General features: G+C 69.0%; 13 protein-coding genes and 1 pseudogene. 4 read left to right on the forward strand and 10 right to left on the reverse strand.

Going from position 1 to position 15,062, the window contains the following annotated elements:
• Positions 1 to 157 precede the first annotated feature (157 nt).
• The gene (locus tag ACFXN1_RS41435; RefSeq protein ID WP_379441237.1) at positions 158 to 1,573 is read left to right on the forward strand and encodes an amidase; all 1,416 of its coding nucleotides are present in this window, start codon (positions 158 to 160) and stop codon (positions 1,571 to 1,573) included.
• Positions 1,574 to 1,761: 188 nt separating this feature from the next.
• Here ACFXN1_RS41435 and era read toward each other — a convergent pair whose 3' ends face one another.
• The 10 genes and pseudogenes from era to hemW form a co-directional block, all read right to left on the reverse strand.
• Positions 1,762 to 2,715 carry a GTPase Era gene (gene era / locus ACFXN1_RS41440; protein ID WP_379441238.1) on the reverse strand — a complete coding sequence of 318 codons (954 nt, stop codon included), beginning with the start codon at positions 2,713 to 2,715 and terminating at the stop codon, positions 1,762 to 1,764.
• 158 nt (positions 2,716 to 2,873) lie between these two features.
• Positions 2,874 to 3,170, reverse strand: a pseudogene (locus tag ACFXN1_RS41445) (cytidine deaminase); the annotation flags it as partial.
• Positions 3,163 to 4,488: a hemolysin family protein gene (locus tag ACFXN1_RS41450; RefSeq protein WP_379399294.1), complete on the reverse strand. Its 1,326-nt coding sequence runs from the start codon at positions 4,486 to 4,488 to the stop codon at positions 3,163 to 3,165. The pseudogene ACFXN1_RS41445 and the gene ACFXN1_RS41450, both read right to left, overlap by 8 nt.
• A complete protein-coding gene (gene ybeY / locus ACFXN1_RS41455; RefSeq protein ID WP_354835462.1) occupies positions 4,485 to 5,042 on the reverse strand; it encodes an rRNA maturation RNase YbeY in 558 nt (185 codons plus the stop codon). The genes ACFXN1_RS41450 and ybeY overlap by 4 nt, the downstream gene beginning before the upstream one ends.
• 22 nt (positions 5,043 to 5,064) lie before the next feature.
• Positions 5,065 to 6,135 carry a PhoH family protein gene (locus ACFXN1_RS41460; RefSeq protein ID WP_379399449.1) on the reverse strand — a complete coding sequence of 357 codons (1,071 nt, stop codon included), beginning with the start codon at positions 6,133 to 6,135 and terminating at the stop codon, positions 5,065 to 5,067.
• A 209-nt stretch (positions 6,136 to 6,344) separates the two neighbouring features.
• Positions 6,345 to 7,085, reverse strand: a complete 741-nt coding sequence (locus tag ACFXN1_RS41465) for a 16S rRNA (uracil(1498)-N(3))-methyltransferase (protein WP_379441240.1) — start codon at positions 7,083 to 7,085, stop codon at positions 6,345 to 6,347.
• Positions 7,086 to 7,089: 4 nt separating this feature from the next.
• On the reverse strand, positions 7,090 to 8,244 hold the full coding sequence (dnaJ, locus tag ACFXN1_RS41470) for a molecular chaperone DnaJ (protein WP_379399296.1): 1,155 nt from the start codon (positions 8,242 to 8,244) through the stop codon (positions 7,090 to 7,092).
• Positions 8,245 to 8,281: 37 nt separating this feature from the next.
• Entirely contained in the window at positions 8,282 to 9,325 is a 1,044-nt protein-coding gene (hrcA, locus tag ACFXN1_RS41475; protein WP_379441242.1) for a heat-inducible transcriptional repressor HrcA, read from the reverse strand.
• A 220-nt stretch (positions 9,326 to 9,545) separates the two neighbouring features.
• Positions 9,546 to 10,403 (reverse strand): alpha/beta fold hydrolase, encoded by an 858-nt coding sequence (locus ACFXN1_RS41480; protein WP_379441244.1) that lies wholly within the window; start codon positions 10,401 to 10,403, stop codon positions 9,546 to 9,548.
• A gap of 247 nt (positions 10,404 to 10,650) precedes the next feature.
• Positions 10,651 to 11,817, reverse strand: coding sequence for a radical SAM family heme chaperone HemW (hemW, locus tag ACFXN1_RS41485; protein WP_379441284.1), 1,167 nt, complete (start codon positions 11,815 to 11,817; stop codon positions 10,651 to 10,653).
• 205 nt (positions 11,818 to 12,022) lie between these two features.
• Between hemW and ACFXN1_RS41490 the strand changes: the two genes are divergently transcribed.
• From ACFXN1_RS41490 to ACFXN1_RS41500, 3 genes are all read left to right on the forward strand, one after another.
• Positions 12,023 to 12,886: an immunity 49 family protein gene (locus ACFXN1_RS41490; protein WP_379399299.1), complete on the forward strand. Its 864-nt coding sequence runs from the start codon at positions 12,023 to 12,025 to the stop codon at positions 12,884 to 12,886.
• Between the two features lie 165 nt (positions 12,887 to 13,051).
• On the forward strand, positions 13,052 to 13,144 hold the full coding sequence (locus ACFXN1_RS41495) for an Ms4527A family Cys-rich leader peptide (RefSeq protein ID WP_354835468.1): 93 nt from the start codon (positions 13,052 to 13,054) through the stop codon (positions 13,142 to 13,144).
• A 121-nt stretch (positions 13,145 to 13,265) separates the two neighbouring features.
• Complete coding sequence (locus ACFXN1_RS41500) at positions 13,266 to 15,056, forward strand: nitrite/sulfite reductase (protein WP_379399300.1); 1,791 nt, start codon at positions 13,266 to 13,268, stop codon at positions 15,054 to 15,056.
• Positions 15,057 to 15,062 lie beyond the last annotated feature (6 nt).

Genomic DNA, 15,062 nt, shown 5'->3' on the forward strand with positions numbered 1-15,062 from the left:
ACCCGTTTTGGGCCGCCGCCCTGGGACCCCCTCTCCCCCCCCTCCTCCACCGGGGAGCCGCCCCCACCCCCCCTCCCGCCCCCCCCCCCGCCACACGTTGGACGTGTGACCAGAATCGCGCTAGGTTACTCCCGAGTACGGGAGAGACGGGATTCACATGACACTGGCGTCGGTTGGCGAGCTCGGGCTGGCGGAACTCGCGGCGGCACTGGCGGCGGGCACACTCACCTCGGTCGAGGCGACCAGCGCGGCGCTCGATCGGATCGAGGCCAGCCAGGGGGCGCTCAATGCCTTCCGGATCGTGCGACGGGCCGAAGCGCTCGCCGAGGCCGCCGACGCCGACCGCAAACTCGCCGCCGGCCACCGCGAGCCCCTGCTCGGGGTGCCGCTGGCCATCAAGGACGACACCGACTTGACCGGCACCCCAACGGCTTTCGGCTGCGGCGGCGAATTCCCCGCCAAGACCGAGGACGCGGAGTCGGTGCGGCGGCTGCGTGCGGCCGGGGCGGTCGTTGTCGGCAAGACCAATACCTGCGAGCTCGGGCAGCTGCCGTTCACCAGCGGAGACGCCTTCGGGCACACCATGAATCCCTGGAGCGCCGGGCATACGCCGGGCGGGTCGTCCGGCGGATCCGGCGCGGCGGTGGCGGCCGGATTGGTGCCCGCCGCACTGGGATCCGACGGCGCGGGCTCGGTCCGCATCCCTGCCGCCTGGAACAACCTGGTCGGCATCAAGCCGCAGCGCGGCCGCATCTCCACCTGGCCGCTGCCGGAGGCCTTCTACGGGCTCACCGTGAACGGCCCGCTGGCCCGCACCGTCGCCGATGCGGCGCTCCTGCTGGACGCCGCGGCCGGACCTCATCCGGGCGACCTGCACACCCCGCCCGCACTGCTCGTCTCCGACGCCGTCGGCCGCGATCCCGGCCGCCTGCGCATCGCGCTCTCCCTGCGAATCCCGTTCACCGCCACCAGGACCACCCTCGACCGCGAGGTGGAGGCCCGGGTGCACGCCACCGCCGCCACGCTGCGCCGCCTCGGTCACGAGGTCACCGTCGCCGACGTCCACTACGGCGTGCTGATGGGTGCGACCTTCCTCCCGCGCTCCATGGTCGGCATCCGCGAGGCGCTGGACCGCCTCCCCGGCGCGCAGGTGGATCCGCGCACCACCCACAATGCCGCCGTCGGCCGCATCCTCTCGCCGCTGCTGTTCGCCGCCCGTCGCGCAGAACCCTTGCTGCGCACGCGAACCGGCCGCATCTTCGACGACTTCGACCTGGTGCTGGCACCCACCACGGCCACCCCGCCCCCGGGCGTCCACGAGATCGACGACATCGGCAGCTGGGCCACCGACGAACTGATCACCGCGGCCTGCCCCTACACCTGGCCCTGGAACGTCCTCGGCTGGCCCGCCGTCAACATCCCCTCCGGCTTCACCGCCACCGGCCTCCCCGTCGGCTCGCAGCTCATGGGCCCCGCCAACTCCGAACCCCTCCTGGTTTCCGTTGCGGCCCAGTTGGAATCGGAGCTGGAATGGCACAAGAACCGCCCGACACCCTGGTGGCCCCAGCCCTGACCCGCGGCCAGGAGGCGGCCCGTCCGATGCTCTGACGGCCTGGACTACGCCCCGACGCGTCCGCTCCACAGGGATATACGCCCAGGCGATACCTGGTCCCGCGCCGCGGCGACGCCGAAATCGCCGACAGCACAGGGCGATCCGCTGATCTGCCCGCGGCCGCTCACGTGGCCGCGGGCAGATTCAGGTCAGAAGCCGAGCTTGCCGAGCTGCTTCGGGTCGCGCTGCCAGTCCTTGGCGACCTTCACGTGCAGGTGGAGGTAGATGCGAGTGCCGAGGATGTGCTCGATCTGCTTGCGGGCGTTGGTGCCGACCTCCTTGAGGCGGGCGCCGCCCTTGCCGATGATGATGGCCTTCTGGCTGGGGCGTTCGACGTAGAGGAGGGCGTGGACGTCGAGCATGCCCTCGGCGGAGCGGCGGCCGTCGGTCTCCTGGTCCTCGTTCTCCTCGCGCTCGAGGACCTCCTCGATCACCACCGCCAGCGAGTGCGGGAGCTCGTCGCGGACGCCCTCGAGGGCCGCCTCGCGAATGAGCTCGGCCATCAGGACTTCCTCGGGCTCATCGGTGAGTTCGCCGTCGGGGTAGAAGGCGGGGCCCTCGGGCATCTGGGAGGCGATGACGTCGACGAGCACCTCGACCTGCTCGCCCTTGACCGCGGAGATCGGGACCACCTCGGCCTCGGGGCCGAGCAGCTGGGACACGGCCATGAGCTGGTGGGCGACCTGGTCGCGACTCACCTTGTCGATCTTGGTGACCACACCGAGCAGGGTCGTCTTGGGCGCCATGGTCTTGATCTGGTCGACGATCCAGCGATCACCCGGGCCGATCTTCTCGTCCGCCGGAATGCAGACGGCGATGACGTCCACTTCCGAATACGTATCGCGCACCAGGTCGTTGAGGCGTTGGCCGAGCAGCGTACGCGGCCGGTGCAGACCGGGGGTGTCCACCAGGATCAGCTGCGCGTGATCGCGGTGCACGATGCCGCGAATGGTGTGCCGCGTGGTCTGCGGCCGCGAGGAGGTGATGGCGATCTTCTGCCCCACCATGGCATTGGTGAGCGTGGACTTGCCGGTGTTCGGCCGGCCCACGAAACACACGAAGCCGGACCGGAATTCACCGCTGTCCTGACCCTGGCCGCTCACTCGAAAACCTCCGATTCGGTCTCCACATCGAAGCCCGCCGGGACCTCGCGCTCGCCGGCCGCGTCGCCCGTCGTGGGCTGCTGTGCCGCAATGGGATTCTCGACGCCGTAGTCCGCGGGCGCACCGGGCTCCAGCACATCGAACACCGAGCTCTTGGCATCGGTGAAAATGATGCGCGCCGACGGCGAAACCTCACGCACGGCCGACACCCCGGGATCCGACAGCTTGCCCGCGACCACCACGGCCGCCTCGAAACCGCCTGCGCCACTGGAGATCGCGGCCGCCACCGCCGACTGCAACGCGGTCAGCTTCAGCGCGGTCAGCTCCACGGTTCCGGCCGCGTAGGTGCGTCCGTCCGAATCACGCACGGCCGCACCGCCATTGCCGCCAGTACGGCCCATGGCGCCACGGGCGAGGACCAACAGCTTGTTGTCCTCCGCATCCAACTCAATCATCGGCCTCTCCATCCTCGTGTACGTCGTCGGCCGGTTCGTGTTCCGCCGGTTCGGTTCTCGTCTGCTCCGGGCCCTTGCGCACCACCACGGTGTGGATCCGCATGCGGCCGCGCGCGTCGGCCGCGCCCTCCCCCTTCAGTTGCAGGCCGTGGATGACGGCCTTGGAGCCGGGCAGCGGGACGCGGCCCAGGGCGTGAGCGAGCAGACCGCCGACGGTGTCGACGTCCTCGTCCTCGATCACCATGTCGAACAGCTCGCCCAGGTCGTCCACCGGTAGTCGCGCCGAGACCCGGAACTTGCCCGGGCCGATCTTCTCGATCGGCGCGATCTCGTCCTTGTCGTACTCGTCGGCGATCTCGCCCACGATCTCCTCGAGGATGTCCTCGATGGTGACCAGCCCGGCGATGCCGCCGTACTCGTCCACCAGCACCGCCATATGGTTTCTGCGCCGCTGCATTTCGTCCAGCAGCGCGTCCAGCGGCTTGGAGTCCGGCATGAACACGGCGGACCGCATGACCTGCCGCACTTTCACCTTCCGGCTCCGATCCGCGTACGGCACCAGGTCTTTCAGGTAGACGACACCCAGAATGTCGTCGACGTTCTCGCCCACCACCGGAATTCGCGAGTGCCCCGATCGCACCGCCAGCGACATGGCCTGCGCCGCAGTCTTCTCCGCCTCGATCCACACCATCTCGGTGCGCGGCACCATGACCTCCCGGGCCGGGGTGGTGTCGAGCTCGAAGACCGACTGGATCATGCGCCGCTCGTCGGCATCCACCACGCCGCGCTCCCCGGCCAGATCCACCACCTCGCGCAGCTCGATCTCGGAGGCGAAGGGGCCGTTGCGGAAACCCTTACCGGGGGTGATCGCATTACCGATCAGAATCAGCAGCCGGCTGACCGGGCCCAGCAGCGAGCCGATGGCCTGCAACGGCAGCGACGCGCCCAGCGCCAGCGAATACGCGTGCTGGCGGCCCAGCGTGCGCGGCCCGACACCGATCACCAGATAGTCGACCAGCACCATGACCGCCGCGGTGATCAGCAGCGCCGGGCCCTCGTCCAGCCAGTCCATGAGCACCGCCGCCAGCAGCACCGTCGCGGTGATTTCGCACGTGAGACGCAGCAGCACCATGAGATTCACATAGCGCGGCCGATCCGCGATGATGCGTGCCAGCCGCACCGCCCCGGTCCGGTCGGCACGCACCAGATCCTCCACGCGCGCAGGCGAAATCGTGTTCAGCGCCGAATCCAGCGCCGCGAACACGCCACCGGCGGGGACCAGGACGATCGCCAGCAGGAGCAGAACGAATGAATTCACGCCGGGCCCAGCGGATCACCGGTGGTATCGGTGAATCCGGTCTTGCCCAGCAGCCGCTGGTCGCGCTCGGCGAGCTCCGCGCGGCGCATTTCCTGGCGCACGTTCTCGTACCAGCCCTCCAGCAGGGAGGCCTGCAGCGCGAACATCTCCTTCTCCTCCTCCGGCTCGGCATGGTCGTAGCCGAGGAGGTGCAGGACACCGTGCACGGTCAGCAGTGCCAGCTCGTGATCCATGGAGTGCCCGGCCTTCTCGGCCTGCTGGGCCGCGAACTCGGGGCAGAGCACGATGTCACCGAGCATGGAGGGGCCGGGCTCGGCGGCATCGGGCCGCCCGCCCGGCTCCAGCTCGTCCATGGGGAAGGACATGACATCGGTGGGACCCGGCAGGTCCATCCAGCGCATGTGCAGGTCCGCCATGGTGTCGAGATCGACCAGCACCATCGACAGCTCGGCCGCCGGATGCACATCCATCTGAGCGATGACGAACCGCGCGACGCTGACCAGTTCTTCTTCGGATACCTCGATACCCGATTCGTTGGCGATCTCGATACTCACCCGATCAGCCTAGAGGGAGAGGTCAGTGTCGTTCTCCTCGGCTCGCGGCACGTCGCTGTGCCCGATTGCCGGGGTAGTGGACCGCGGCCGGGGGCCGCGACTCCGCCTCGAACCGGTCGTAGGCGTCGACGATCTCCCCGACCAGGCGGTGACGGACCACATCGGCGCTGGTGAGCTCGGCGATATGGATGTCGTCGATGCCGTGCAGGATCTCCGTCGCCGCGCGCAGACCCGAGCGCGCGCCGTGCGGCAGATCGACCTGGGTGATGTCACCGGTCACCACGATCTTGGAACCGAAGCCCAGGCGGGTGAGGAACATCTTCATCTGCTCGGCCGTGGTGTTCTGCGCCTCGTCCAGAATGATGAACGAGTCGTTGAGCGTGCGACCGCGCATGTAGGCCAGCGGGGCGACCTCGATGACACCGGCCTGCATGAGCTTCGGGATCGCCTCCGGATCCATCATGTCGTGCAGGGCGTCGTAGAGCGGGCGTAGGTACGGGTCGATCTTCTCGTTCAGCGTGCCCGGCAGGAAGCCCAGCCGCTCCCCCGCCTCGACCGCGGGCCGGGTCAGGATGATGCGGTTGACCTGCTTGGTCTGCAACGCCTGCACGGCCTTGGCCATGGCCAGATAGGTCTTGCCGGTACCGGCCGGGCCCACCCCGAACACGATGGTGTGCGCGTCGATGGCGTCGACATAGCGCTTCTGGTTGAGCGTCTTGGGCCGGATGGTCCTGCCGCGCCGGGACAGGATGTCCAGGCTCAGCACCTCTGCCGGAGAATCCGAGGAGCCCTCGGTGAGCATGGAGTAGGTGTGCCGCACCGCCTCGGGCGAGACCACCCGATTGCGCGCGGTGAGCGCGACCAGTTGCGCCACCACTCGTTCCGCCAGCGCGACATCGGCCGGCTTACCGGTCAGCGTGACGGAATTGCCGCGGACATGGATGTCGGCATCGAGGAGGCGCTCGAGTTCACGCAGGTTCTCGTCAGCCGAACCCAGGAAACCGAACACCGATTCCGGTGCCAATTCGATGCTCGAACGAACGGTCCGCCCCGCCGGTCCGGAACCGTTGACGCCGGCGCCGATGCCGACAATGGGTGTGCTCTGATCGCCGATTTCGCCTGGTGTTCTCAAAAGTGGCTATGGCCTGCTTTCCGGTCTCGATGCCGTTTTCGTTGACAGAAGTTTACCGCCGCCCACCGACACCGCCCAGTGAATAGACGGCTACCAGCAGGGGTAACACACCGGTGTCATCCAACTGCCGCACCCCCGAATCCATTCCGTGGCGAACCGCGCGGAAAGGCCTACCAGCGCGGGGTGAGCGCGCCCAGCGCGCCGAGGGCGACGGCGGCCGCGGTGGAGGTGCGCAGCACGGTCGGGCCGAGCAGGACCACGTCGGCGCCGGCGTCGGCGAGGGCCTGCAGTTCCGAGTCGTCGAGGCCGCCTTCGGGGCCGACGATCAGGACCACTTCGGGGACGCCGGTGAAAGAAAGGTCGGTCAGGCGGGATTCGCCGGACTCGTGGAGGGCGGCGACGATCGCGCCGTTCGCCTTCGCGGTGCGGACCAGGTCCAGGAGGTCGCGGGTGGTGTGGAGGTCGGCGACATCCGGGATGTAGGCGCGGCGGGATTGGCGGGCGGCCTGTTTGGCGGCGGCACGCCACTTCTCGACGCCCTTGCGGGCCTTGGCTTCCCAGTTGGAGACGCAGCGCAGGGCCTGCCAGGGGACGATGGCGTCGGCGCCCGCCTCCGTCATGAGTTCGACTGCCAGTTCCGAACGGTCGGACTTGGGCAGGGCCTGGACCACCGTCACCTGCGGGGCCCAGGGCGCGGCCACCCGCTTGGCCAGCACCTTCAGTTCGAGGCGATCCTTCTGGGCCGCAACCACTTCCGAGTCGGCGACGATCCCGTGCCCGTCGGAGAGGGTGATGGGTTCCCCGACCCGGATGCGGCGCACCGTGGCGGCGTGGCGGCCCTCGGGGCCGTCCAGCACCGCGGTCGCACCCGGTTCGGGAATCTCGTCGAGGTAGAAGACGGTGGCGGCCAACGGATCAGCGTCCGCTGAAGGAGGCGCGCAGGCGTGCGAAGAGGCCGGAGTTGTGTTCGGACTGGGCGGTCATGACCTCGGTGTGCTCGTTGACGCGCATGCCCTTGTACTTGCGCAGCAGGTCGGCCTGCTTCGAGTCGAGCTTGCTCGGCACCACGATGTCGAGGTGCGCGATCAGGTCGCCGCGCGAGTTGGCGCGCAGCTTGGGCATGCCGTGGCCGCGCAGCACCGACGCCTCGCCGGGCTGGGTGCCCGCCGGGATGGTCAGCTCCACCGGGCCGTCGAGGATGGTGTCGATGACGACGGTCGTGCCGAGTGCGGCGTCCACCATGGGGACGCGGATGGTGCAGTGCAGGTCGTCGCCGTCGCGCACGAAGGTGTCGTGCGGCTGCTCGACGATCTCCACGTACAGGTCGCCGGCCGGGCCGCCGCCGGGGCCGACCTCGCCCTGCGCGGCCAGCCGCACCCGCATGCCGTTGGCGACACCGGCCGGGATGGGCGCGGCGATCTCGCGGCGCGAGCGCACGCGGCCGTCGCCGCCGCACTTGCGGCAGGGGTCGGGGATGGTCTCGCCCGCGCCCCGGCAGGTGGGGCAGGGACGGGAGGTCATGACCTGGCCGAGGAAGGACCGCTGCACGGTCTGCACCTCGCCCGCGCCGCCACAGGTCTCACAGCGCACCGGCTTCGAATTGCCGTTGGTGCCGGAGCCCTGGCACAGGTCGCAGAGGATGGCGGTGTCGACGGTCAGGTGCTTGGTGACACCGACCGCGCACTCCTGCAACGACAGTCGCGTGCGCAGCAGCGAATCCGCGCCCGGCTGCACGCGGCCCCGCGGCTTGCGGGTGCTGCCGGAGGCGTTCATGCCGCCGAAGAACGCCTCGAACACGTCGCCGAGGCCACCGAATCCGGCGCCGGAGAAGCCGCCGCCCATGCCGCCGGCGGATTCCAGCGGGTCACCACCGAGATCGACGATGCGCCGCTTCTCCGCGTCGGACAGCACCTCGTAGGCCGTGGAGACCTCGCGGAACTTCTCCTGGGCCTCCGGGTCCGGATTGACGTCGGGATGCAGTTCACGCGCCAGCTTCCGGTAGGCGCGCTTGATCTCCTGGTCGGTCGCACCGCGTGCGACTCCGAGCAGTGCGTAATAGTCCCGTGCCACGTGCGCTCTCTAGTCCTGTTTCGTCTTCTGGGCCTGCTCACCGTTCGGCGAGCACCTCACCGATGTATCGGGCGACAGCTGCCACCGAGGCAATGGTCCCCGGGTAGTCCATGCGGGTCGGTCCGAGCACCCCCATACCTCCGAGCACCGTACCGGTCAGCCCGTAACCGGTGGACACCACGGCGGTCCCGCGCATCTGCTCGACCTTGGTCTCCTCGCCGATCTGCACCGTCACGGTACCCGGGACCTGTGCCGCGGCCAGCAGCTTCAGCACGATCACCTGCTCTTCGAGGGCCTCCAGGACCGAACGCAGCGAACCCGGGAAACCGTTCCCGGCGAAGTCGGAGGCATTGCGGGTGAGGTTGGCGGTGCCGCCCAGCACCAGGCGCTCCTCCGGATGCTCGACCAGCGTCTCGACCAGCACGGTGGAAACGCGGATGAGCACATCGCGGAGCTTGGGCAACGGGGAATGCTCGGGGAGTTCGGCGACCGACACGGACGCGGCGGCCAGGCGCTTGCCGTCCATGGCCTTGCCGAGCATGCCGCGCAGGGCGGCCAGATCGTCCTCGCTGACGACGGTGCCCAGATCGACCAGGCGCTGGTCGACGCGGCCGGTGTCGGTGATCACGACCAGCAGCAGGCGGGCCGGGTTGAGCGCGACGACCTCGATGTGGCGCACGGTGGACGCGGACACGGTCGGGTACTGGACCATGGCGACCTGCCGGGTCAGCTGGGCCAGCAGGCGGACGCCGCGGCGCAGCACGTCGTCGAGATCGACGCCGCTCTCCAGGAATTCCATGATCGCGCGTCGTTCCGCGCCGGACAGCGGCTTGACCTCGGAGATGTGGTCGACGAACTGCCGGTAGCCCTTGTCGGTGGGGATGCGGCCGGAGGAGGTGTGCGGCTGGGCGATGTAGCCCTCGGCCTCGAGCACCGCCATGTCATTGCGGACGGTGGCGCTGGAGACACCCAGATTGTGCCGCTCGACCAGGGTCTTGGACCCGATGGGCTCCTTCGTCGCGATGTAGTCCGCGACGATGGCCCGCAGGACCTCGAGCCGTCGTTGCTCGGTGCTCGACATGATGGCCCCACCTCCTTGCTCGCCCTCGGGTACGCCTCGTGCACGCCCGAGCCCTCCGCGGCAGGAAGCAGCCGATCATTCGGCACCGGCCACGCGGATTTCCCGGATTATCTCCTCCAGTTTAGTGTCCCCGACGCAAGTCGCTGTGCCACCGCCCGCCACCTGGGCGGAGTCGGCGCACGTGCCGTGCCCCGGTGTCCGCATGTGCTGTGCCCCGGTGTCACTGACCGGCGGCGGCCTCCACGACTGCGGCCACATCGGCCGGGTGGGAGACGAGGCCGGCGTGTGAGGCGTCGATCGAGGAGGTGTGGGCGTTCATGCGCTTGGCCATATCCCATTGGGACGCAGGGGGAATCACGCGGTCGGCGGTGCTGACCAGATACCAGCTCGGCGTGGCGGCCCAGGCGGGCGAGCCCGAGGGTTCGAGGTTGGCGGACAGGGCCAGGGAGTGCTGGCGGGCGGCCATGGCGGCGGCGGTGGCCGGATCGACGTCCTGGGCGAAGACGTCGGGGAAACTGGCGGGGTCGATGTAGGCGTCCACATTCCTGTCCGCGATCCCCTGCTGGTCGTTCACCACCTTCAGCCGCAGGGCGAGGGTGAGTTGCGAGCCGGGGTACTGGATCGGATTCAGTTCCAGCAGTGCGGCTTCACCCTGGGTCGGCGCGAAAGCCGAGATGTAGACCAGGGATTCGATCTTCGAGTCGTGCACGTTGCTGATCACGGTGCCGCCGTAGGAGTGGCCGACCAGCACGATCGGGCCCGCGATGCCGTCGATCGTGTGCTGGATCGCCGCCGCGTCGTAGGCGGGTCCGCGCAATGGATTCTCCGGCGTCACAACGGAATAGCCGTCGGCGCGCAGTTGGGCTGCCACGCCGTCCCAGCTGGAGGAGTCGGCGAAGGCGCCGTGCACCAGCACGATCGTGGGCAGGGCCGCGGCCGTGGCCGGTGGTGCGGCAAGCGGGGTCACGGCCAGCGCCAGGGCCACCCCCGCCGCGCACACGGTTCGAGAGGCCGCGCGACCGGCACGGATACGGAGGCGATGCAGAAGCTCGACGTGTCGCACAGGTGGCTTCACCATGAGATGTCCTCGGGCCGAAGGTTGTTCGGGGCACTGCCGTAGGTTGCTCCGGGGGCGCTACGGGCCGCGGCCGAGGCTCCGACCGCGATACAGACCGGCTGTACGAAATCTCCGTCCGTCAATCTAGTCCGGACCGACCGGTTTTACCCGATGTTCGCCGATCTCCGCAGGTCACAGCCCGAGTCCGCCCGCGATCCCGAACGGAAACGGTCAACCCGGCCGGCCCTGTCGGGCGAAGGCGCCGAGGTCAGCCCAGGAGGGTGCGGACAACACCGTCCGCGAGCAGTCGGCCGCGGTCGGTCAGGATCAGGTGGTCGCTCACCCGCTCGGCCAGGCCGTCGGCAATGACGCCGTCGGCGGCGGCGCGGCCGTCGGCATCGAGATCGGCCAGAGGGAGGCCCGTCCGGAGGCGGACGGTGAGCATGACGCGCTCGGTGTAGCGCTCCTCGGGCGTCAGGGACTCCCAGCCCGCTGCGGGGAGGGCGCCGGTGGTCACCCGATCCGCGTAGCGCGCCGGGTGTTTCACGTTCCACCAGCGGACGCCGCCGACGTGACTGTGCGCGCCCGGCCCGGCGCCGAGCCAGTCGCCGCCGTCCCAGTAGCCGAGGTTGTGGCGGCAGCGGGCCGCGTCGGAGGCGGCCCAGTTGGAAACCTCGTACCACTCCAGGCCGGCCGCGGACAGGCGGGTGTCGATGCGCTCGTAGCGGGCGGCGAGCACGTCGTCGTCGGGGGCGGGAAGTTCGCCGCGCCGGACCCGGCGGGCCAGGGCGGTGCCGTCCTCGACGATCAGGGAGTAGGCCGAAACGTGGTCGACCCCGGCAGACAGGACGGCATCGAGGCTGGCGTCGAGGTCGGCGTCGGTTTCGCCGGGCGTGCCGTAGATGAGATCCAGATTGACGTGCTCGATGCCCGCGCCACGAGCTTCCTTGGCGGCGGCCACGGCCCGGCCCGGCGTGTGGGTCCGGTCCAGGATCTTCAGCACGTGCTGGGCGGCGGACTGCATGCCCAGCGAGACGCGGTTGTACCCGGCCGCGCGGATGCGATCGAAGAATTCGGGCGAGGTGGATTCCGGATTGGACTCGGTCGTCACCTCGGCCCCGGGCGCGAGCGTGAAGTTCTCGCGAATGGCGTCGAGCACCCCCGCGAGCCCGTCCCCACCGAGCAGCGACGGCGTGCCACCGCCCACGAACACGGTCTCCACCGCCGGCGTGGCGGACGGCAGCCCATCGAATTCCCGTGCCGCCGTGGCAAGTTCACCCTTCAGCGCCTCGAACCAGGATTGCGGTGACGACGAGCTCCCCAGCTCCCCCGCCGTATAGGTGTTGAAGTCGCAATACCCGCACCGCGTCGCGCAGAACGGCACGTGGATGTAGATCCCGAACGGCCCGCCCCCGAAATCGCGCAGCACCGGCACGTCGGCGGCGGCCGCCGCGGCAGTGCCGGAGGTCTGTTGGGGAGCAGTCGAGGTCACTCATCCAGTGTGACCGGTTGCCCCGGTCACAACGCACCCGCCTGCGCCGGGACGCTGCTCGGACTGCGGGGCACCTCGAATCCGGATACATTCCAAGGGATTTCGGCGAGCCGGGCGAGCGGCTCCAGGTGCGGACGGGGACGGGCCGATGATCGAGGTACCGCGGCACGGGGTCGATGCCAGGTCGATCAGGGAGGTCGACGAGGGCTCCGTGGCCCCGGTGGTCTATCGGTCGCGAATGCCGGTGCGGCCGGAGGGCCCGAACTTCTCGCGGTCGATGGACGGTGTGCTGCTGGCCACCATGCTGATGTCGGATCCGCCGGCGTTTCGGGCGCGGACCTGGTATTTCGCGCATTCGACCGAGCAGACGGTGACGCGGCGGTTCCGGGCGAGCGGCATCGAATCCGGCTTCGACAAGTACGACCGGGTGGCGGGCTGGCGGGCGGCGTTCTGGTGGACGCTCGTCGCCCGTGATGCCGAGGCCATGGGTGAGCTGGTCGAGTATCCGATCGAGCGGCTGCGCGAGTTCGGCGACGGCGCCTTCGACGACTTCCAGTACGAGTGGGTGCGGCTGCTGCAGACGGCCTGGCGGTTCGGCCCGAAGAGCGTGTACGAGGCGGCCTGGGCGCTGGACACCACCAGCCGGGTGGGTGCACAGCGGGTGACGGACCTGCTGTTCCGGCCGGCCGTGGAGGTGTTCCTGCGCCTGGCGGACGGTGATTCCGAGGGCTTCGACTGGGAGATGACGAACGCGCTGCGGCTGCATCGCGCCTTCTTCGACAACGACACCTGGCGCAACGATCCCGAGGGCATCCTGGCGCTGCCGCTGCTGGCTCTGGCCTGCTGGGCGCGGGATCTGGGCTATCGGACGGCCGTCCGTTCGCCGTACCTACCGGCCGGATTCATCGATCGCCCGGATTGGGCGATCTCCCCCGAACTGGCCGATGAGCTGGGCCGGCTGGCGGCGGCCAAGGCCCGCCTCGGGGCGTCCGACGCCGATCGGATGACGTAGCCTCGTCGGCGCGGCCGTTCAGGTCAACCGTCCAAAGGTATGCCGGGCGTTGATCTATGATGCCCGTCACAAATCGGACAGTATATCCAGGGGATTTCCCGGGAAACTGCGGAAAATTCGATGCGGCAGTCGGAACGACCCTTCTGACGTGGCACAATAAGCCCCATGACTGGACTTGGAGTGCGACTCGTGGCGCGTCGCCATGTCGACTTCAAGCGTGTCTGCAGCGCGAGCTGTCTGCCTGGAAGCCTCCGGTAGATCGGCTCCCATTCTCCCGGAATCCGGCGTCCACCTGACGCCGTAAGAGCCGGTTCTCTGATATCGGAGGCGTGAGCCAGCCCCTCCCGCCTGCCCGCAAGACCCTTCAGGAGCGACCCCCATGACGTCGAGCACCGACGCCACCAGTTCCGATAACGCTCGATCCGCCCGGCCCGAAAAGCCCGCCGCGGAGCGACGCGTGCGTCCGGATCGCCCGCGGTCGGAAGCGCCCGTCGCGCCGCGGGAGCGCACCGCGCGACCGGTGAAGCGCAAGTCCGAGGGGCAGTGGGCGCTCGGGTACCGCGAGCCGCTCAATGCCAACGAGCAGAGCAAGAAGGACGACAACCCGCTCAACGTGCGGGCGCGCATCGAGAACATCTACGCCAAGGGCGGATTCGACTCGATCGACAAGAGCGATCTGCGCGGCCGCATGCGCTGGTGGGGTCTGTACACCCAGCGTGAGCAGGGCTACGACGGCACCTGGACCGGCGACGAGAACATCGACATCCTCGAGGCCCGCTACTTCATGATGCGGGTGCGCTGCGACGCCGGCGCGCTGAACCTGAAACAGCTGCGCACCCTCGCGCAGATCTCCACCGAGTTCGCGCGCGACACCGCGGATCTGTCCGACCGCGAGAACGTCCAGTACCACTGGATCGAGATCGAGAACGTGCCGGAGATCTGGCGGCGGCTCGAAGCGGTCGGCCTGCAGACCACCGAGGCGTGCGGCGACTGCCCGCGCGTGGTGCTGGGCTCGCCGCTGGCGGGTGAATCCCTCACCGAGATCATCGATCCCACCTGGGCCATCGACGAGATCGTCAAGCGCTACATCGGCAAGAAGGAATACTCCAACCTGCCGCGCAAGTTCAAGACCGCCATCTCCGGTCAGCAGGATGTGGTGCACGAGATCAACGACGTCGCCTTCGTCGGCGTCGAGCACCCCGAGCACGGCCCGGGCCTGGACCTGTGGGTGGGCGGCGGCCTGTCGACCAACCCGATGCTGGCCCAGCGCGTCGGTGTGTGGGTGCCGCTGAACGAGGTGCCCGACGTGTGGGAGGCGGTCGTGTCGCTGTTCCGCGACTACGGATACCGCCGCCTGCGCACCAAGGCCCGTCTCAAGTTCCTCGTGAAGGACTGGGGCATCGAGAAGTTCCGCGAGGTGCTCGAGACCGAGTACCTGAAGCGGAAGCTCATCGACGGCCCGGCGCCGGAGCAGCCGAAGCGGCCGATCGACCACATCGGGGTGCAGAAGCTGCGCAACGGGCTGAACGCGATCGGCTTCTCCCCCATCGCCGGTCGCGTCTCGGGCACCATCCTGAGCCAGGCGGCCGACGCGATCGAGCGCGCGGGCTCCGACCGGATCCGTTTCACCCCGTATCAGAAGCTCATCGTGCTCGACGTCCCCGACGACAAGGTCGAGCAGCTGATCGAGGAGCTGGAACCGCTGGGCCTGCACGGCCGTCCGTCGCACTGGCGGCGGAACCTGCTGGCGTGCAGTGGCATCGAGTTCTGCAAGCTCTCGTTCACCGAGACCCGTAAGCGGTCGCAGGTGCTGGCGCCCGAGCTGGAGACCCGGCTCGCGGATATCAATGCCGACCTGGACGTGCCGATCACGGTGAACATCAACGGCTGCCCCAACTCCTGCGGCCGGTCGCAGATCGCCGACATCGGTTTCAAGGGCCAGCTGGTCGACGACGGCGACGGGAATCAAGTGGAGGGTTTCCAGGTTCACCTGGGCGGCTCCCTTGGCCTCGACTCCGGCTTCGGCCGAAAGCTCCGGCAGCACAAGGTGACCAGCGAAGAGCTGGGCGACTACATCGAGCGCGTGGTGCGCAACTTCATCAAGAACCGTGATGAGGGTGAGCGCTTCGCGCAGTGGGCGGTCCGAGCCGATGAAGCAGACCTGCGGTAGTTGGGA

This window comes from Nocardia sp. NPDC059154 (assembly GCF_042755705.1).
In the GTDB taxonomy this organism is placed as follows: Bacteria; Actinomycetota; Actinomycetes; order Mycobacteriales; family Mycobacteriaceae; genus Nocardia.